The sequence below is a fragment of the Streptomyces catenulae genome (assembly GCF_000718015.1).
Classification (GTDB): Bacteria; Actinomycetota; Actinomycetes; order Streptomycetales; family Streptomycetaceae; genus Streptomyces; species Streptomyces catenulae.
Map to the genome: position 1 here is coordinate 1 of NZ_JODY01000038.1, position 19577 is coordinate 19577.

At 72.9% G+C, this 19577-nt stretch carries 17 protein-coding genes; 14 read left to right on the forward strand and 3 right to left on the reverse strand.

The window, feature by feature from the left end:
* Positions 1–89: 89 nt before the first annotated feature.
* The 6 genes from dxr (at position 90) to IF23_RS0126705 (ending at position 7915) form a co-directional block, all read left to right on the forward strand.
* Positions 90–1364, forward strand: coding sequence for a 1-deoxy-D-xylulose-5-phosphate reductoisomerase (gene dxr, locus IF23_RS0126680; RefSeq protein ID WP_030288027.1), 1275 nt, complete (start codon positions 90–92; stop codon positions 1362–1364).
* Entirely contained in the window at positions 1361–2665 is a 1305-nt protein-coding gene (locus IF23_RS0126685) for a M50 family metallopeptidase (protein ID WP_030288029.1), read from the forward strand. The genes dxr and IF23_RS0126685 overlap by 4 nt, the downstream gene beginning before the upstream one ends.
* A gap of 188 nt (positions 2666–2853) precedes the next feature.
* The gene (ispG, locus tag IF23_RS0126690; protein WP_030288031.1) at positions 2854–4011 is read left to right on the forward strand and encodes a flavodoxin-dependent (E)-4-hydroxy-3-methylbut-2-enyl-diphosphate synthase; all 1158 of its coding nucleotides are present in this window, start codon (positions 2854–2856) and stop codon (positions 4009–4011) included.
* Positions 4012–4185: 174 nt separating this feature from the next.
* On the forward strand, positions 4186–5031 hold the full coding sequence (locus IF23_RS0126695) for a GNAT family N-acetyltransferase (RefSeq protein WP_030288033.1): 846 nt from the start codon (positions 4186–4188) through the stop codon (positions 5029–5031).
* Between the two features lie 260 nt (positions 5032–5291).
* The gene (locus tag IF23_RS0126700) at positions 5292–5828 is read left to right on the forward strand and encodes a GNAT family N-acetyltransferase (protein ID WP_030288035.1); all 537 of its coding nucleotides are present in this window, start codon (positions 5292–5294) and stop codon (positions 5826–5828) included.
* A 377-nt stretch (positions 5829–6205) separates the two neighbouring features.
* Positions 6206–7915, forward strand: a complete 1710-nt coding sequence (locus tag IF23_RS0126705; protein WP_030288037.1) for a proline--tRNA ligase — start codon at positions 6206–6208, stop codon at positions 7913–7915.
* 458 nt (positions 7916–8373) lie between these two features.
* On the opposite strand, the gene IF23_RS0126710 is transcribed toward IF23_RS0126705, so the two are convergent.
* The 3 genes from IF23_RS0126710 to IF23_RS0126720 all read right to left on the reverse strand — a co-directional run bounded on the left by IF23_RS0126710 (position 8374) and on the right by IF23_RS0126720 (position 10622).
* A complete protein-coding gene (locus IF23_RS0126710) occupies positions 8374–9288 on the reverse strand; it encodes an aminoglycoside phosphotransferase family protein (RefSeq protein WP_030288040.1) in 915 nt (304 codons plus the stop codon).
* A 61-nt stretch (positions 9289–9349) separates the two neighbouring features.
* Complete coding sequence (locus IF23_RS0126715) at positions 9350–9847, reverse strand: ferritin-like domain-containing protein (RefSeq protein ID WP_051739915.1); 498 nt, start codon at positions 9845–9847, stop codon at positions 9350–9352.
* A 157-nt stretch (positions 9848–10004) separates the two neighbouring features.
* Positions 10005–10622, reverse strand: a complete 618-nt coding sequence (locus IF23_RS0126720; protein WP_030288044.1) for a hypothetical protein — start codon at positions 10620–10622, stop codon at positions 10005–10007.
* Between the two features lie 159 nt (positions 10623–10781).
* On the opposite strand from IF23_RS0126720, the gene rimP reads away from it, so the two are divergent.
* The 8 genes from rimP to IF23_RS0126755 all read left to right on the forward strand — a co-directional run bounded on the left by rimP (position 10782) and on the right by IF23_RS0126755 (position 19253).
* Positions 10782–11324 (forward strand): ribosome maturation factor RimP, encoded by a 543-nt coding sequence (rimP, locus tag IF23_RS0126725; RefSeq protein WP_030288046.1) that lies wholly within the window; start codon positions 10782–10784, stop codon positions 11322–11324.
* Between the two features lie 2 nt (positions 11325–11326).
* The gene (gene nusA / locus IF23_RS0126730) at positions 11327–12319 is read left to right on the forward strand and encodes a transcription termination factor NusA (RefSeq protein ID WP_030288048.1); all 993 of its coding nucleotides are present in this window, start codon (positions 11327–11329) and stop codon (positions 12317–12319) included.
* A gap of 131 nt (positions 12320–12450) precedes the next feature.
* Positions 12451–12741 carry a YlxR family protein gene (locus IF23_RS33145; RefSeq protein ID WP_078654287.1) on the forward strand — a complete coding sequence of 97 codons (291 nt, stop codon included), beginning with the start codon at positions 12451–12453 and terminating at the stop codon, positions 12739–12741.
* Positions 12742–12897: 156 nt separating this feature from the next.
* Positions 12898–15939, forward strand: coding sequence for a translation initiation factor IF-2 (gene infB, locus IF23_RS33150; protein WP_078654288.1), 3042 nt, complete (start codon positions 12898–12900; stop codon positions 15937–15939).
* Between the two features lie 173 nt (positions 15940–16112).
* On the forward strand, positions 16113–16412 hold the full coding sequence (locus IF23_RS0126740; RefSeq protein WP_030288052.1) for a DUF503 domain-containing protein: 300 nt from the start codon (positions 16113–16115) through the stop codon (positions 16410–16412).
* A 61-nt stretch (positions 16413–16473) separates the two neighbouring features.
* A complete protein-coding gene (gene rbfA, locus IF23_RS0126745) occupies positions 16474–16929 on the forward strand; it encodes a 30S ribosome-binding factor RbfA (RefSeq protein WP_030288054.1) in 456 nt (151 codons plus the stop codon).
* Positions 16926–17852, forward strand: coding sequence for a tRNA pseudouridine(55) synthase TruB (truB, locus tag IF23_RS0126750; protein ID WP_030288055.1), 927 nt, complete (start codon positions 16926–16928; stop codon positions 17850–17852). The genes rbfA and truB overlap by 4 nt, the downstream gene beginning before the upstream one ends.
* A gap of 453 nt (positions 17853–18305) precedes the next feature.
* Positions 18306–19253, forward strand: coding sequence for a bifunctional riboflavin kinase/FAD synthetase (locus IF23_RS0126755; protein ID WP_078654289.1), 948 nt, complete (start codon positions 18306–18308; stop codon positions 19251–19253).
* The last annotated feature ends 324 nt before the right edge of the window (positions 19254–19577 follow it).

Here is a 19577-nt window from a genome sequence, read left to right on the forward strand (position 1 = left end):
CCCCATATCCACCCCTCCCCACCCGCCGCATGTGCCCCCGTGCCGACGTGTTGCGTCCGTCGCCTCCGGGACCGGCCACAATGGACCCCATGACGGACTCCCTCGCCCACCCGCACCTGCGTTTCGCCCCGGTTTCCGGGGATCCGGACGCGCAGCACGGCCCCCGCGACATCGTGATCCTCGGATCGACCGGTTCCATCGGCACCCAGGCGATCGACATCGTGCGGCGCAACCCCGACCGTTTCCGGGTGACCGCGCTCTCCGCGGCCGGTGGCCGGGTGGAGCTGCTCGCCGAGCAGGCGCACCAGCTGCGGGTCCGCACCGTCGCCGTGGCCCGTGAGGAGGCCGCCCCGGCGCTGCGGGAGGCGCTGCGCGCGCGGTACGGCGCGGGCGAGCCGCTGCCGGAGATCCTCGCCGGACCCGACGCGGCCACCGACCTCGCCGCCTCGCCCTGCCACACCGTCCTCAACGGCATCACCGGTTCCATCGGCCTCGCCCCGACGCTCGCCGCCCTCAAGGCCGGCCGGGTGCTCGCCCTCGCCAACAAGGAATCGCTGATCGCGGGCGGTCCCCTGGTCAAGGCGGTCGCCGCCCCCGGGCAGATCGTCCCCGTCGACTCCGAGCACTCCGCGCTGTTCCAGGCGCTGACCGGCGGCGACCGCCAGGAGGTCCGCAAGCTCGTCGTCACCGCGTCCGGCGGCCCGTTCCGCGGCCGAAGCCGCGAGGAACTGGCCGATGTCACCCCGGAGCAGGCGCTGGCCCACCCCACCTGGTCCATGGGCCCCGTCGTCACCATCAACTCCGCGACCCTCGTCAACAAGGGCCTCGAGGTCATCGAGGCGCATCTGCTGTTCGACGTCCCGTTCGCACAGATCGAGGTCGTCGTCCATCCGCAGTCCTACATCCACTCGATGGTGGAGTTCACCGACGGCTCCACCCTCGCCCAGGCCAGCCCGCCCGACATGCGGATGCCCATCGCGCTCGGCATGGGCTGGCCCGCCCGGGTCCCCGACGCCGCGCCCGGTATCGACTGGACGACGGCCCGGACCTGGGAGTTCTTCCCCCTCGACGAGAAGGCGTTCCCCTCCGTCCCGCTCGCCTGCCACGTCGGTGACCTCGGCGGCACCGCGCCCGCCGTCTTCAACGCCGCGAACGAGGAGTGCGTCGACGCCTTCCTCCACGGCGGGCTGCCTTTCACAGGGATTGTGGATACGGTCGCCGAAGTGGTCGCCGAACACGAGATGCCCGGACGGGGAACTTCCCTCACCGTCGCGGACGTACTGGAGGCGGAGACCTGGGCGCGCGCCCGCGCCCGCGAACTGGCCGCCCGGGCGGCACGTACACCTTCGGAGGCTCGCGCATGACGACCTGGATGACCATCCTCGGCATAGTCGTCTTCGTCGTCGGCCTGCTGTTCTCCATCGCCTGGCACGAGCTCGGCCATCTCTCGACGGCCAAGATGTTCGGCATCCGCGTGCCGCAGTACATGGTGGGCTTCGGGCCGACGCTCTTCTCCCGCAGGAAGGGCGACACCGAGTACGGCATCAAGGCGGTCCCGCTCGGCGGCTACATCCGCATGATCGGGATGTTCCCGCCCGGCGACGACGGAAAGCTCCAGGCCCGTTCCACCTCACCGTGGCGCGGCATGATCGAGGACGCCCGTTCGGCCGCCTTCGAGGAGCTCCAGGAGGGCGACGAGAAGCGGCTCTTCTACACGCGCAAGCCGTGGAAGCGCGTCATCGTGATGTTCGCCGGGCCGTTCATGAACCTGATCCTCGCGGTCGTGATCTTCATGAGCGTGCTGATGGGCTTCGGCATCAACACCCAGACCACCCAGGTCGGCTCGGTCTCGGACTGCGTCATCGCGGCGTCCGCCAAGACGGACAAGTGCCCCGCGGGCGCCAAGGACTCCCCGGCCAAGGCCGCGGGTCTGCGCGCCGGTGACAAGATCGTCAGCTTCAACGGCCGGGCCATCCCCGACTGGGACACCCTTCAGGGCCAGATCCGCGACACCACCGGGCCCGCCACGCTCGTCGTCGAACGCGACGGCGCCCGCCGCACCCTGCACGCCGACCTCATCGAGAACAAGGTCGCCAAGACCGACGGCCACGGCGGCTACGTCGACGGCCAGTTCGTCACCGCCGGATTCCTGGGCTTCACCCCGGCCAGCGGCGTCGTCCAGCAGTCCTTCGGCCAGTCCGTCGACCGCATGGGCAACATGGTCCAGCAGGGCGTCACCTCCCTGATCAACCTCCCCGGCAAGGTCCCCGACCTGTGGAACGCCGCCTTCAACGGCGCGGAACGCAAGCCGGACTCCCCGATGGGCGTGGTCGGCGCCGCGCGCGTCGGCGGCGAGGTCTTCTCCCTCCACATCCCCCCGGAGCAGCGCGTCGCGACGATGCTCTTCCTGGTGGCGGGTTTCAACCTCTCCCTCTTCCTGTTCAACATGCTGCCGCTGCTCCCGCTGGACGGCGGGCACATCGCCGGGGCCCTGTGGGAGTCGCTCCGCCGCGCCTTCGCGAAGGTCGTCCGCCGCCCCGACCCGGGCCCGTTCGACGTCGCCAAGCTGATGCCGGTCGCGTACGTGGTCGCAGGCGTGTTCATCTGCTTCACCCTGCTCGTCCTCGTCGCCGACGTCGTCAACCCGGTCACCCTCACCGGATAACCGGGAAAGCAGCAGGTCATACAGGTGGACGGCCGGACGTCCCGCGGAGCGCCGCGGGCGTCCGGCCGTCGTCGTACCACGCCGCCGCGCGGCCACGATGTGCTTCGGGGAACCCCGGTGCCGTAATCTCGGTTGCCGGAGCCCGCCGACTTCGGGACCTAGATCCACACCTTGGGGTTGCTCGCCAGATGACTGCCATTTCGCTGGGAATGCCGGACGTACCGACCAAGCTTGCCGACCGCAGGGTCAGCCGCAAGATCCAGGTCGGAACGGTCGCCGTGGGCGGAGACGCACCGGTTTCGGTGCAGTCGATGACGACCACGCGCACCTCCGACATCGGCGCCACGCTCCAGCAGATCGCCGAGCTGACCGCCTCCGGCTGCCAGATCGTCCGCGTCGCCTGCCCGACCCAGGACGACGCCGACGCGCTGCCCGTCATCGCGAAGAAGTCCCAGATCCCGGTGATCGCGGACATCCACTTCCAGCCCAAGTACGTCTTCGCCGCGATCGACGCGGGCTGCGCCGCGGTCCGCGTCAACCCCGGCAACATCAAGAAGTTCGACGACCAGGTCAAGGAGATCGCGAAGGCGGCCGGCGACGCGGGCACCCCCATCCGCATCGGCGTCAACGCCGGTTCGCTCGACGCCCGCCTGCTCGCCAAGTACGGCAAGGCCACCCCCGAGGCGCTCGTCGAGTCCGCGCTGTGGGAGGCGTCCCTCTTCGAGGAGCACGGCTTCCGCGACATCAAGATCTCGGTCAAGCACAACGACCCGGTCGTGATGGTCAACGCCTACCGCCAGCTCGCCGCGCAGTCCGACTACCCGCTCCACCTCGGCGTCACCGAGGCGGGCCCCGCCTTCCAGGGCACGATCAAGTCCGCGGTCGCGTTCGGCGCGCTGCTCTCCGAGGGCATCGGCGACACCATCCGCGTCTCGCTCTCCGCGCCGCCCGCCGAGGAGGTCAAGGTCGGCCTCCAGATCCTGGAGTCCCTCAACCTCAAGCCCCGCCGCCTGGAGATCGTCTCCTGCCCGTCCTGCGGCCGCGCCCAGGTCGACGTCTACAAGCTCGCCGACCAGGTCACCGCCGGTCTGGAGGGCATGGAGGTGCCGCTGCGCGTCGCCGTCATGGGCTGCGTCGTCAACGGTCCCGGCGAGGCCCGTGAGGCCGACCTCGGCGTCGCCTCCGGCAACGGCAAGGGCCAGATCTTCGTCAAGGGCGAGGTCATCAAGACCGTCCCCGAGTCGAAGATCGTCGAGACCCTCATCGAAGAGGCGATGAAGATCGCCGAGCAGATGGAGAAGGACGGCGTGGCCTCCGGCGAGCCGGTCGTCACCACCGCGGGCTGACCGCCCCGTCGGCCGCCGCACGGCGCCCCTCGTCACCGAGCCCCGCCGCCCCGTTCCCCGGGGCGGCGGGGCTCACACGTAGCGCCATAGGTGGTGTCCGACGGTGGGAGGTACAGTGCGAGAACCTGCTCCTGCCTGGCCTCCCAGGCCCGCACCGGTGAGGCTTTCCGACACGTGCTGACGACCACCACCCTCAAGGTCCTGGAGCCCGGGGAGCTCGACGCCGCCCTGGAGGTCCTGGACCGCGACCCGGTCGCCAACGCCTTCGTCGCCGCCCGGGTCCAGGTGGCGGGGCTCGACCCCTGGCGGCTCGGCGGCGAGATGTGGGGCTGGTACTCCGGCGGCCGTCTGGAATCCCTCTGCTACGCCGGGGCCAACCTCGTCCCCATCTGCGCCACCCCCGAGGCCATCCGCGGCTTCGCCGAACGCGCCCGCCGCCAGGGCCGCCGCTGCTCCTCCCTCGTCGGACCGGCCGAGGCCACCGCCGCCCTGTGGGCCCTCCTGGAGCCTGCATGGGGCCCCGCCCGCGAGGTCCGCGCCCACCAGCCGCTCATGGTCACCAGCGCCCCGTCCACGGAGATCGCCCCCGACCCGTACGTCCGGCGCATCCGCAAGAACGAGATGGAACTGATCATGCCCGCCTGCGTGGCCATGTTCACCGAGGAGGTCGGCATCTCCCCGATGGCGGGCGACGGCGGACTCCTCTACCAGGCGCGCGTCGCCGAACTCGTCGGCGCCGGACGCTCCTTCGCCCGCGTCGAGAACGGCAGGGTCCTCTTCAAGGCCGAGATCGGCGCCGCCACGCCCCGCGCCTGCCAGATCCAGGGCGTCTGGGTCGACCCCGAACACCGCGGCAAGGGCCTCTCCGAAACCGGCATGGCGGCCGTCCTGCGCTACGCCCTCGCCGACGTCGCCCCCGTCGTCAGCCTCTACGTCAACGACTTCAACACCGCCGCGCGCGCGTCGTACCGCCGGGTGGGGTTCGAGGAGGTCGGGGCGTTCATGAGCGTCCTGTTCTGAGCGGGGGCGCCGGGGCATGAGGCGAGCGGGCCTCGCCTGAGTCCGGTCCTGAGCCGAGCGCGCGTCGGGGTGCGCGCCCCGTGCGCCCGCACGGTGCCGTCCGGGCTCCGCCGCACCATGCCCCGTTCCGTCCGCACCGTGGGGCGCGCGCCACCCCGCCCCGTCCGCACCGCCACGCGCACCGTGCGGGTGTCCGCGCCGTCGCCACCGTACGGCTGTGACCGTGCTGTTCGGGGCGTACGCCTTGTACGCTCCCGACCATGGATGACATCGCGGTCGGCCCCCTCGATCTCGCCGCCCGCGTGGACGACGCGCTGGCGGTGCAGGCCCTCGCCTTCGGGCTCACCGACGACGAGATGGCCATCCGCCGCCCCATCGTGCTCCGGCACCTCCAGTGCCCCGGCGCCCGCGCGCTGGGCGCCACCACCCCCGCCGGGCGCCTCATCGGCTTCATCTACGGCATGCCCAACGACCGCGCCCACTGGTGGTCCGGCGTCGTCGAGCCCTACCTCCGCGCCCAGCAGCTCGCCCACTGGCTCGACGACGCCTTCGTCATCACCGAACTCCATGTGCACCCCGCCCACCAGCACCGCGGCATCGGCCGACGGCTGATCACGGAGCTGACGGACGGCACCACGCGGCCCCGCAGCATCCTCTCGGCCCTCGACACCGAGAGCCCCGCCCGCGCGCTCTACCACTCCCTCGGCTACCAGGACCTCGCCCGCCGCGTCCTGTTCCCCAGCGCCCCCACGCCGTACGCCGTCATGGGCGCCCCGCTGCCGCTCCTCCGGCGCTGACGCCACGTTCCGGTACGGCCGGACGGGGCGCGAGGCGTGGGCATGGGGCCCGGGGCATGGGGCGCAGGGCCCGGAGGCGTCGGGCGGCGACGCCTCCGGGGGCCGTGGCCCCGCCCCGTGCGGCTGCCCCATGCGGCTGCCCCGTGCCGTACGCGCCGGGCCCCCGCGCACCGTGCAGGCGCCGTCCTGCCCGCGCCATGCCCCGTACGGGGGCGTTCCCGGCCCTACGGCGGGCCCCGTGCGGGCGCCCCGTGCGCACCGCGCCGTGCCCCGTACGGCCCACCGCGCCCCGTGCACGGCGGGCAACCCATTTCCGTGCGCCCTGCCCCGGCGGCTAATCTCCAAGGAGTCACCTTTCTTACGCAGGAGAAACTCCCATGGCCCACGCCGCTCAGGTCCAGCGCATGTCCCGATTGATGATCAAGACGCTGCGCGACGACCCGGCCGACGCCGAGACCGCCAGCCACAAGCTGCTGGTACGCGCCGGGTACGTCCGCCGTACGTCCGCGGGCATCTGGACCTGGCTCCCGCTGGGCAAGAAGGTGCTGGAGAACGTCTCCCGCATCGTCCGCGAGGAGATGGACGCCATCGGCGGCCAGGAAGTCCTGCTCCCCGCCCTGCTCCCCAAGGAGCCGTACGAGGCGAGCGGCCGCTGGGAGGAGTACGGCGACCTCCTCTTCCGCCTCAAGGACCGCAAGGGCTCCGACTACCTCCTCGGCCCCACCCACGAGGAGATCTTCACCCTCACGGTCAAGGACCAGTGCACGTCCTACAAGGACCTGCCGGTGATCCTCTACCAGATCCAGACCAAGTACCGCGACGAGGCCCGCCCCCGCTCCGGCGTGCTCCGGGGCCGCGAGTTCCAGATGAAGGACTCGTACAGCTTCGACACCACCGACGAGGGCCTGGCCACCTCGTACGCCCTGCACCGCGAGGCGTACACCAAGATCTTCGAGCGTCTCGGCCTGGACTACCGCATCGTCTCCGCCGTCTCCGGCGCCATGGGCGGCTCCGCCTCCGAGGAGTTCCTCGCCCCCGCCGCCGCCGGTGAGGACACCTTCGTGGACTGCCCGTCCTGCGACTACGCCGCGAACACCGAGGCCGTCACGGTCAAGGTCGCCCCGGTCGAGGACGCCGACCACGGCCCCGTCGAGGAGCTGGACACCCCCGACACCCCGACCATCGAGGCCCTCGCCGCGCACCTGGACGTCCCGGCGTCGGCGACGCTGAAGAACCTCCTGGTCAAGGTCGACGGCGAGATCGTCGCGGTCGGCGTCCCCGGTGACCGCGAGGTCGACCTCGGCAAGCTCGGTGAGCACCTCGCGCCCGCCACCGTCGAGCTGGTCACCGCCGAGGACTTCGTCGACCGCCCCGACCTGGTCCGCGGCTACGTCGGCCCGCAGGGCCTGGCCGGTACCGCGTTCCGCTACCTCGCCGACCCGCGGGTCGCGAGCGGCACCGCCTGGATCACCGGCGCCAACAAGCAGGGCATGCACGCCAAGAACGTCGTCGCCGGCCGCGACTTCGAGGTCGACCAGTACCTCGACGTGGTCGTCGTCGAGCCGGGCGACCCCTGCCCCAAGTGCGGCACCGGCCTGCGCATCGACCGCGCCATCGAGATCGGCCACATCTTCCAGCTCGGCCGCAAGTACGCGGACGCCTTCGAGCTGGACGTGCTCGGCCAGAACGGCAAGCCCGCGCGCGTCACCATGGGCTCGTACGGCATCGGCGTCTCCCGCGCGGTGGCGGCGCTCGCCGAGCAGAGCCACGACGAGTCCGGCCTGTGCTGGTCCCGCGAGGTCGCCCCGGCCGATGTGCACGTCGTCGCCGCCGGAAAGGCCAAGCAGACCGAACTCGCCCTGGAGATCGGTGAGAAGCTCGGCGCCGCGGGCCTGCGGGTGCTGGTCGACGACCGCCCGGGTGTGTCGCCCGGCGTGAAGTTCACCGACGCCGAGCTGATCGGTGTCCCGACCATCGTGGTCGCCGGACGCCGCGCGGGCGAAGGCGTCGTCGAGGTCAAGGACCGCCGCACGGGCGAGCGCGAGGAGCTCTCCGTCGAGGACGCGGTCGCGCGCCTCAGCGCCTGATTCGGGCCACGGGGCCGACCGGGGCGAGAGCGCCTCGGTCGGCCCTTCGGCGTATCCGGGGCGCCGCAGCGTGCGGCACCGTGTCGGGTGTACGGGGGCTGGCGGCCGGGGCTCCATGTGCCTCCCCCGTGCGGGCCCCATGCGCCTGGCCCCATGCGCGCCCCGTGCGCCACGGAGTCGCTTGTCGTGCATGGGGCGGCGCGGCCTCATGCGGCTGCCCCACGCGGCTGCCCATGCGGAGACGGCGGCCGTCCCATGCGGCGGGGCGTCATACGGCCGCCCCACTCGGAGAGGGCCGCCGCCCCATGCGGCGGGGCCTCACGCGGCCGCCCCATGCGGAGAAGACCACCGCCCCATGCGCGAACCACACCCCACACCGGGACGAGCACTTCACCCGGACCCCGACTGAGTGACGGTGTGACGGCGTCACGGAGGAGCGCCCGGCCCCACGCCCCCGCTCAGAGCCAGGTGGCGAATTCCAGGAGGAGTTCGCCGTGGCGGCGGTCGCCCGATGCGGTTTCGCGGACTCCGGCGGCCACCGCGCGGTAGAGCGTCCAGTCGCGCAGCCGGTCCCGGTCGACCTCCAGGGACTCGGCGAGCTTCGCCACCCGGCGGCGGGTCGCGGCCGCGGCGCCCGAACCGGCCGCCAGGTCCTCGAAGCGGTCCGTGACCAGCGCCGCGAGATCGTAGGCCCGCTCGCCGATCACCGGGACGGGGCCCACCGCCAGCCACGGCGCCCGCTCCCCGGCCAGGACCTTGCCCTGCCGGAACGCGCCGTGCAGCACGTACTCCTCGGTGGCCGAGTCCGCCAGCGCACGGCGCAGCTCCGCCGCCTGCTCCACGAGCGGGGCGGCCGTGGGCGTCAGCGCGCCCGCCGTGCGCAGCGCCGCCAGCGCCTCCTCCGTACGGCCCGTCAGCGTCTCGAAACCGTGGTCCGCGGCGGGCGGCGCCACCCAGAGGCGGCGTACCGTTCCTGCAGCCTCCAGCAGTGCCTTCGCGGACGGCAGCGACCGCAGCGAGACCGCGCCCTGGAGACGTTCCAGCAGCAGCGCGCCGCTCGCCTCGTCCGCCCGCAGCAACCGGACCGCGCCCCAGCCGTCCCACAGCCGCAGCACCGCGGCCTCCTGCGCGTGCGGGCGGCCCGGCACGGGGAACTTCAGCGCCGCCGGTGTCCCGTCCTGCTGCCGTACGAGGGCGACCAGGCTGCTGCGGCCCCCGGGCGCGTCCACCCGCTCCAGCGTCAGCTCCCAGGCGTCGAGCCGCTCCTGAACCGCCGACGGCAGCGCGGCCAGCCAGGCGCGCACAGGGGCGGCCGGGTCGCTGCCGAGGGAGTTCACCAGCCGCCGCGGTGGTTCGACGGGTGCCGTTGCCATGCCTTGCCGTCCCTTTCCGGGATCCTGGGCCGCCCGGCCCGCCAGGGCCCGCGGCCGGTCGTCAGAGCGCGTTCGCCGAGGCGCTCGCGGAGGGGGACGGGGCGCCGGTCGCCGCCCGTTCCACGAGCCCAGGGAAGGCTACGCCGCTGCCGCGCCAGCGCACCGCACGCACCGCCGCCTCCCGCAGCGCGGCGGCCGCGTCCGCCCGGCGCCGCTCGTCACCCGAGCGGACCAGCCCCGCGTAGACGGTGGCGAGCCGGTCCTCCAACTCGGCGGCGAGACGGACCGCGGCGGCGGCGTCCGGCACCGGGAAGGGCAACTCGTACGCGGCGGCCGCCGCGGCGGGGGTGCCGCCGAGGTCGCGCACCGTGCGGCGCAGCGCGTCGCGGCGCGCACGGTGGGCGTCGTACGCCTCGCGGGCCTCCTTGCGGCGGTCGTCGGTGATCCGGCCGCCGACCACGCCGTAGCCGTAGACGGCGGCGTGCTCGGCGGCGAGGGCGCTCTGCACGGCGGACAGCTGCGTGGGGCGGGCATCGGCGGGGCGCGGGGAGGGCGTCACGGGGCGGGCCTGTTCCTTCGGTGGGTGGGGGGAGTGTGCCGGGACGGGGCACGGTCCGGTCCGCACGGTGCGGGCGCCCCGTGCGGACCGGAGCGGGGCCGTGCGGGCGGGCCAGGCGTCCGTCCGGTTCGGTGTGGTCCGGTGCGTACCGGCCGTCTCACCCGGCGGCGGTCAGCAGATACGCGTGGGCGGCACCGGCGGCGGCCACCGAGGCCAGCAGGCGGGCCAGGTCGGGCGGGGCGGTGCGCAGCGTGCGGGCGCGGGCATCGGCCAGGCGGCGCTCGGCGTCGGCCAGCGCGGCGCGCGCCGCCTTCTCGTCACCGGGCACCCCGGAGCCGGACGCGGCGGCCCCGTCGTCCGCCTTCTTCGACGCCGCGGCCTTCTGCGGCGCCTCGGCCTCCGGCGGTGCGCCGGACCCCGGCGAGGCGTCAGGTTTCCCGGAGGCGCCGGACGCCGACGGTCCGGCCGAACCCGTCGGTCCGCCGCCGGGGGAGGAGGCGCCGCCGGTGGGCCGGGCGCCGAACGCCTCCGCATGGCGCGCCACTTCGGCGCGGAGCGGCCCCAGGCGTGGCCCCAGGGCGGGATGGGCCGCGAGGGTCGCGTCGTAACGGGCCAGCAGGCGCGTGCTGTCGCCCGCCGCCGCGGCCCGCAGCCGCTCGGTGGCCGCCGTCTGCCGCGCACGGGGCGTCCCGGAGTCGTCGGAGCAGCCGCTCAGCAGGGGGGCGGCGCCCAGCACGGCGCCGGCCAGCAGGGTCGTTCTGCGCGTGAGCGCCACGTTCGGCACGTTCCACATCCCGGGTCTTCCGTAGTGATCACCGCTGGCGAGCGTATCCGCGACCGGCCACCGAATCGTCAGTACCCCGCCGGAACAGATAGGCTTTGACCCGACACGCGACCTACCCACAACAGCACACGCGGCCGAGGAGTCACCCGGATGAGCACCACCCAGAGCGAGAGGCTGCGCGGGCTGCTTGAACCGCTCGTCGCCGCGCGAGAGCTGGATCTGGAAGAGATCGACGTGACCCCCGCGGGCAAACGGCGGGTGCTGCGGGTCGTGGTGGATTCCGACGCGGGCGTCCAGCTCGACGAGTGCGCCGAGCTCAGCCGCGAGGTCTCGCAGGCGCTGGACGACTCCGACGTGATGGGCGGCGCCCCGTACACCCTTGAGGTCACCTCGCCCGGCGCCGACCGGCCGCTGACCGAGCTGCGGCACTACCGCCGCGCCGTCGGCCGGCTGATCAAGGCACAGCTGCGTGAGGGCGGCGAGCTGGTGGCCCGTATCCAGACGCTGGACGAGGACGGCCTCGACCTGGAGGTCCCGGGCGTCAAGGGCCGCAAACCGACCCAGCGGCGCCTCGCCTTCGACGAGATCGCCAAGGCGCGGGTCGAGCTGGAGTTCAACCGTAAGAGCGAGTCGTCCGGTCAGCGCGGTGCGCAGGACGACGAGAAGATCGACGAGAGTCAGGAGGAGGCGTAGCCGTGGATATCGACATGAGTGCCCTGCGGGGTTTGGTGCGGGAGAAGGAGATCTCGTTCGACCTGCTGGTCGAGGCGATCGAGTCGGCCCTCCTCATCGCCTACCACCGTACCGACGGCAGCCGCCGTCAGGCGCGGGTGCAGCTGGACCGCGGCACCGGCCATGTGACGGTGTGGGCGAAGGAAGACGCGGCGGACCTGGAGCCGGGCGAGGAGCCCCGCGAGTTCGACGACACCCCGTCCGGCTTCGGCCGGATCGCGGCGACCACCGCCAAGCAGGTCATCCTGCAACGGCTGCGGGACGCCGAGGAGGAGATCACCTTCGGCGAGTTCGCCGGACGTGAGGGCGACGTCATCACCGGCGTCGTCCAGCAGGGCAAGGACCCCAAGAACGTCCTCGTGGACGTCGGTCCGATGGAGGCCATGCTCCCCGTGCAGGAGCAGGTCCCCGGCGAGGACTACTCGCACGGCACCCGGCTGCGGTCGTACGTCGTCCGCGTCGCCAAGGGCGTCCGCGGCCCGTCCGTGACGCTGTCGCGCACCCACCCCAACCTGGTGAAGAAGCTCTTCGCCATGGAGGTGCCGGAGATCGCCGACGGTTCCGTCGAGATCGCCGCCATCGCGCGCGAGGCCGGGCACCGTACGAAGATCGCGGTGCGCTCCACGCGCTCCGGGCTCAACGCCAAGGGCGCCTGCATCGGCCCCATGGGTGGCCGGGTGCGCGCGGTCATGGCCGAGCTGCACGGCGAGAAGATCGACATCGTGGACTGGTCCGACGACCCGGCCGAACTGGTGGCGCACGCGCTGTCGCCGGCGCGGGTCAGCAAGGTCGAGGTCGTCGACCTCGCCGCGCGTTCCGCCCGGGTCACCGTCCCCGACTACCAGCTGTCGCTGGCCATCGGCAAGGAGGGGCAGAACGCCCGCCTCGCCGCCCGGCTGACCGGCTGGCGTATCGACATCCGCCCGGACACCGAGCAGCAGGCCCCCCGGGACTGAGCCGCACGGCACGCCCCCGTACACCGCTCGGGAAATTGAGTGGTGCCGCGGGGGCCGACCGGGAATTCTGAGCAGTCGTCCGGCCTTTACCCCATCGGGATGAGGCCGGCGCGGGGAGGTAGACTAAAGCAGTGTCTGGCCGGACGCATGCCCGCGCATGCCCTGAGCGAACCTGTGTGGGATGCCGGGAGCGAGCGGCCAAGGGCGATTTGCTGCGCATCGTGGCGATCGAGGGTGAGTGCACCCCCGATCCTCGCGGTACGCTGCCCGGCCGGGGTGCTCATGTGCACCCGACACGGGTCTGTCTCGACCTGGCGGTCCGCCGCCGGGCGTTCAACCGGGCCTTCCGGGGCCCGGGGCCGTTCGATGCAGCGGCCTTGCGGCAGTACATCGAAGGCGTCGAACAGCGGCCCGGGCAATAACGCACGAATGCACAGCGCACGGAAATCCCCGTGCGGTCAGGTACCTCGCGAGTCGGAAGTAGGTCGAGATTGCGATGAGCACTCGATGAGTACGCGATGAGTACGCCCATGAAGTAGCGACGGTCCGGTGGACAACCCGGACCTAGAAGGAGCGAAGTGGCTAAGGTCCGGGTATACGAACTCGCCAAGGAGTTCGGAGTGGAGAGCAAGGTCGTCATGGCCAAGCTCCAAGAACTTGGCGAATTCGTCCGATCGGCATCCTCGACGATCGAGGCGCCGGTTGTTCGCAAGTTGACCGACGCTTTCCAGGCGGGTGGCGGCAGCGGCCGCGCCGCCGGTAAGCCCGCGGCGCCGCGCAAGGCAGCGCCCGCAAAGCCGTCCGCGCCCTCCCCGGCGCAGGCGGCCCGTCCGGCTGCCCCGAAGCCGGGCGCCCCCAAGCCCGGTGCGCCCAAGCCGGGCCCCGCGGCCCCGGCCGCGCCCGAGGCGCCCAAGAGCAGCGCACCCGCCCCGGGCCCGCGCCCGGCGCCGGCCCGTCCGGGCCCCAAGCCCGCTCCGGCCGCCCCCGCGCAGCCCGAGTTCCAGGCCCCGCCGTCCGCGCCCGCCGCACAGCCCGGCCCGCGCCCCGGCGCCACCCCCGGCCCCCGTCCGGCGCGCCCCGCGCCGCAGGGCGGCCAGGGTGGTCAGGGCCGCGGCAACGCCCCGCGTCCCGGTGGCGAGCGTGCCCCGCGTCCCGGCGGCGGCCGTCCGTCCGGCCCGCGTCCGGGCAACAACCCCTTCACCTCCGGTGGCTCCACGGGCATGGCCCGTCCGCAGGCCCCCCGTCCCGGTGGCGCGCCGCGCCCCGGTGGCCAGGGTGGTCCCGGTGGTCCCCGTCCGCAGGGCGGCGGCCAGGGTGGTCCCCGTCCCCAGGGTCAGGGCGGCGCCCGTCCGACCCCCGGTGGCATGCCCCGTCCGCAGGGTGCGGCCCCCGGCGGCGCCCCGCGTCCCGGCGGCGGTAACCGTCCGAACCCGGGCATGATGCCGCAGCGTCCGGCTGCCGGCCCGCGTCCGGGCCCCGGCGGCCGTGGCCCCGGCGGTGCCGGTCGTCCCGGTGGCGGCGGTCGTCCCGGTGGCGGCGGCGGCTTCGCCGGTCGTCCCGGTGGTGGCGGCGGTCGCCCGGGTGGCGGCGGCGGTTTCGCCGGTCGTCCCGGTGGCGGTGGCCCCGGTGGCGGCGGCTTCGGCGGTCGTCCCGGTTTCGGTGGCCGTCCCGGCGGCCCCGGTGGCCGTGGTGGCACACAGGGTGCGTTCGGTCGTCCCGGCGGTCCCGCGCGTCGCGGTCGTAAGTCGAAGCGGCAGCGTCGCCAGGAGTACGAGGCCATGCAGGCCCCGTCGGTGGGCGGCATCATGCTGCCGCGCGGCAACGGCGCGAAGGTTCGCCTCTCGCGTGGTGCCTCGCTGACCGACTTCGCCGAGAAGATCAACGCGAACCCGGCCTCGCTGGTCCAGGTCATGCTGAACCTCGGCGAGATGGTGACCGCGACCCAGTCCGTCTCCGACGAGACGCTGGAGCTGCTCGCCGGCGAGATGAACTACGTCGTCGAGATCGTCAGCCCGGAGGAGGAGGACCGCGAGCTGCTCGAGTCCTTCGACATCGAGTTCGGCGAGGACGAGGGCGGCGAGGAGATGCTCGTCGCGCGTCCGCCGGTCGTGACCGTCATGGGTCACGTCGACCACGGTAAGACCCGACTGCTGGACGCGATCCGCAAGACGAACGTCATCGCGGGCGAGGCCGGCGGCATCACGCAGCACATCGGTGCGTACCAGGTCTCCACCGAGGTCAACGACGAAGAGCGGCGCATCACCTTCATCGACACCCCCGGTCACGAGGCGTTCACCGCCATGCGTGCCCGTGGTGCCAAGTCGACCGACATCGCGATCCTCGTGGTGGCGGCCAACGACGGTGTCATGCCGCAGACGATCGAGGCCCTGAACCACGCCAAGGCGGCCGATGTGCCGATCGTGGTCGCGGTCAACAAGATCGACGTCGAGGGCGCCGACCCGACCAAGGTGCGCGGTCAGCTCACCGAGTTCGGTCTGGTGGCCGAGGAGTACGGCGGCGACACCATGTTCGTCGACATCTCCGCCCGCCAGGGCACCAACATCGAGCAGCTGCTCGAGGCCGTGGTCCTGACCGCGGACGCCTCGCTCGACCTGCGCGCCAACGCGGAGCAGGACGCGCAGGGCATCGCGATCGAGGCCCACCTCGACCGTGGCCGCGGCGCCGTGGCGACCGTCCTGGTCCAGCGCGGCACCCTGCGTGTCGGCGAGACCATGGTCGTCGGCGACGCCTACGGCCGCGTCCGCGCCATGCTCGACGACAAGGGCAACAACGTCGAGGAAGCGGGTCCGTCGACCCCCGTCCTGGTCCTGGGTCTCACCAACGTCCCCGGCGCCGGCGACAACTTCCTCGTCGTCGACGAGGACCGTACGGCCCGCCAGATCGCCGAGAAGCGCGCGGCGCGCGAGCGCAACGCCGCCTTCGCCAAGCGCACCCGCCGGGTGTCCCTCGAGGACCTCGACAAGGTGCTCAAGGCGGGCGAGGTGCAGCAGCTCAACCTCATCATCAAGGGCGACGCGTCCGGTTCGGTCGAGGCCCTGGAGTCCTCGCTGCTCCAGCTCGACGTCGGCGAAGAGGTCGACATCCGGGTGCTGCACCGCGGCGTCGGTGCGGTCACGGAGTCCGACATCAACCTGGCGTCCGGCTCCGACGCGATCGTCATCGGCTTCAACGTGCGCGCCGAAGGCCGTGCCACGCAGATGGCCGACCGCGAGGGCGTCGACGTCCGGTACTACTCGGTCATCTACCAGGCGATCGAGGAGATCGAGGCGGCCCTCAAGGGCATGCTCAAGCCGGAGTACGAGGAGGTCGAGCTCGGTACCGCGGAGATCCGCGAGATCTTCCGCTCGTCCAAGCTCGGCAACATCGCGGGTGTCCTCATCCGCTCCGGCGAGGTCAAGCGCAACACCAAGGCGCGCCTCATCCGCGACGGCAAGGTGGTCGCGGAGGACCTCACGATTCAGGGCCTGCGCCGCTTCAAGGACGACGTCACCGAGATTCGCGAAGGTTTCGAGGGCGGTATCAACCTCGGCAACTACAACGACATCAAGATCGACGACGTCATCGCGACGTACGAGATGCGCGAGAAGCCGCGCGGCTGATCACGTAGCGCACTGTCCGCGCGGAGCCCGGCCCCCTTCGGGGCGGCCGGGCGGCGGGCGGACCCGGGGCCGGTCGGCGGAGCGTTATTTCCGTCGATCGGCCCCGGCCGTTGCGTGTACGGTGCGAGGGACTCGCGATTCCGAGGCCCCACGGGTGGCTCTACCCGTCGTACATGTACGTAGGAACACTCTCCTTCGACCTGCTTCTCGGCGACGTACGGTCGCTCAAGGAGAAGCGCTCCGTCGTCCGCCCGATCGTCGCCGAGCTGCACCGCAAGTACGCGGTGAGCGTCGCGGAGGTCGGGGACCAGGATCTGCACCGCCGGGCCACCATCGGCCTCGCGGTGGTCTCCGGGGACACGGGGCATGTCACCGAGGTGATGGACCGCTGCGAGCGCCTGGTCGCCGCACGGCCCGAAGTGGAGTTGCTGTCGGTCCGCCGACGGCTGCACGGCGACGACGACTGGTCATGACGACCGGGCGGACGGACGCCGGTGGAAGCACAATTGTGGAAGATACGAAGGAGACGGACCAGTGGCCGACAATGCGCGGGCGAAGAAGCTGGCGGACCTCATCCGGGAGGTGGTCGCCCAGAAGCTGCAGCGTGGCATCAAGGACCCGCGGCTCGGCACGCACGTGACCATCACGGACACCCGGGTCACCGGCGACCTGCGGGAGGCGACGGTCTTCTACACGGTGTACGGCGACGACGAGGACCGGGCCAGCGCCGCCGCGGGCCTGGAGAGCGCCAAGGGCATCCTGCGCTCGGCGGTCGGCGCCGCGGCCGGGACGAAGTTCACGCCGACTCTGACGTTCGTCGCGGACGCCCTGCCGGAGAACGCCAAGACGATCGAGGACCTGCTGGACAAGGCACGGGCCTCGGACGCCAAGGTGCGGGAGGTGTCGTCGGGCGCGCAGTACGCCGGTGAGGCCGACCCGTACCGCAAGCCGGGCGACGACGAGGACGACGAGGGCGCAGCCGCAGAATGAAGCGTAAGAACACCGGGCCGGACGGTCTTGTCATCGTCGACAAGCCGTCCGGCTTCACGTCGCACGACGTCGTGGCGAAGATGCGGGGCATGGCGCGGACGCGCCGGGTCGGCCACGCCGGGACCCTGGACCCGATGGCGACGGGCGTCCTCGTCCTCGGCATCGAGCGGGCCACCAAGCTGCTGGGGCACCTCGCGCTGACGGAGAAGGAGTACGTCGGCACGGTGCGGCTCGGGCAGACCACCGTCACCGATGACGCGGAGGGCGAGATCACCGCGTCGAAGGCGGCGCACGGCCTGGCGCGGGAGGACATCGACGCGGGCGTCGCGGAGCTGTCCGGCGCGATCATGCAGGTGCCGTCGAAGGTCAGCGCCATCAAGATCGACGGCAAGCGCTCGTACTCGCGGGTGCGGAACGGCGAGGACGTCGAGATCCCGGCCCGGCCGGTGACCGTCTCGTCGTTCGTCGTCCACTCCGTGCACGAGGCCGAGGCGGAGGACGGCACCCCGGTGACCGACCTGCTGGTCTCGGTCACCTGCTCCTCGGGGACGTACATCCGCGCCCTCGCCCGGGACCTGGGCGCGGGGCTGGGCGTGGGCGGGCATCTGACGGCGCTGCGGCGCACCCGCGTCGGGCCGTACAAGCTCGACCGGGCGCGGACCCTGGAGCAGTTGCAGGGCGCGGTGGACGACACCGAGGGCGCCGGGTTGCCGGTGATGCCGATCGGTGAGGCGGCGGCCGCTGCCTTCACCCGGTGGGACGTCACCGCGTCGCAGTCCCGGCTGCTGATGAACGGCGCGCGGATCCCGATGCCGCTGTTCGAGACCGACGGTCCGGTCGCGGCGTTCGACCCGGACGGCACCTTCCTCGCCCTGGTGGAGAACCAGGGCGGCCGGGCCAAGAGCCTGGCGGTGTTCGCCTAGAGCGGACGGGACCGTGCGGGGCCTGTGCGGCCCGGTACGGGGTGATCGGGGAGCCGGTCCGGAGCTTCGGCTGCGGGCCGGCTCTTGGCTTGGGGGAGGGGTGGGGCCGGCGGCGTTCTGTGGAGGCGGGGCGTGGGGCGGGGGCCCCATGCGGGCGCGCCCCGTGCGCTGCCTCCGTCCGGCCTGTGCGGGGCCCCGTGCGGAGGTCCGGGGCGGGCCCCGGCCGCGCCCCGTGCGGCGGGCCCCATGCGCCTCTCGCGGGGTGCCCCATGCGTGCGGCGCGGGGCGCCCCATGCGTGCGCCCTCATGGGCTCGGGGCGTGCGCCCCGGGGGCTCCGGGGCGGTGAGGCCACCCTTCTCGGGTGGCGGGGGGCCCGGCATGGCAGTCTTAGACCTGCGTCATGCCGAATTGACGCAGTGGACGGACAAGAGTTCGGGCGAGGAGCGGGCACAGTGCAGCGCTGGCGTGGCTTGGAGGACATTCCCGAGGGCTGGGGGCGCAGCGTCGTCACCATCGGCTCGTACGACGGAGTGCACCGCGGCCACCAATTGATCATCGGTGAGACCGTCGCGCGCGCCCGGGAGCTGGGGATTCCCGCGGTGGTCGTCACCTTCGACCCGCACCCCAGCGAGGTCGTCCGCCCCGGTACCCATCCGCCGCTGCTCGCCCCGCACCACCGGCGCGCGGAGCTGATGGGGGAGCTGGGCGTCGACGCCGTTCTGGTGCTGCCGTTCACCCGGGAGTTCTCGCAGCTGGCGCCCGCCGACTTCGTGGCGAAGGTGCTGGCCGACAAGTTGCATGCGCGGGTCGTCGTCGAGGGCCCCAACTTCCGCTTCGGGCACAAGGCCAAGGGCACCGTCGAGACCCTCGCCGAGCTGGGCGTCGCCCACGGCTTCACGGTCGAGGTCGTCGACCTCGTGGAGCGGGGCTCGGTGGGCGGCGGGGTGCCGTTCTCGTCCACGCTCACCCGTCGGCTGGTCGCCGAGGGCGACGTCGCGGGCGCGGCGGAGGTCCTGGGGCGGCCGCACCGTGTCGAGGGCGTCGTCGTCCGTGGCGCGCAGCGCGGACGCGAACTGGGCTTCCCCACCGCCAACGTGGAGACGCTGCCGCACACCGCGATCCCGGCGGACGGGGTCTACGCGGGGCTGCTGCACGTCGAGGGCGAGGCGATGCCCGCCGCCGTATCGGTGGGCACCAACCCGCAGTTCGACGGGAAGACCCGCACCGTCGAGGCGTACGCGATCGACCGCGTGGGGCTGGACCTGTACGGGCTGCACGTCGCGGTGGACTTCCTCGCGTACATCCGCGGCCAGGAGAAGTTCGCCACGCTCGACGCGCTGCTGGAGCGGATGGCGATCGATGTGAAGCAGGCACGTGAGCTGATCGCCGCGGCGGGCTGAACCCGGCGGCGCGGAGCCGCACCACGCGAAAGGGCGCCCGGGGAACTTCCCGGGCGCCCTTCGCCGTCCGCCCCATGCGTGAGGCGCCCCATGCGCGGTGCATGGGGCGCCGCGTGCGTCGGGTTCGGTGCTCCGCCCCATGCCCCATGCCCCATGCCCCATGCACGGCGCCATGCGCCACGCCCCGCCCCATGTCGTGCCCCATGCATGGGTGCACCGCATGCGCGGGACACCGTGCCCCACGCCCTCCATGCCCCACCCGCGGCTGCCGCCCCATACAGACGCGGACGGGGCCCGGCACCGTGAAGTGCCGGGCCCCGTCCG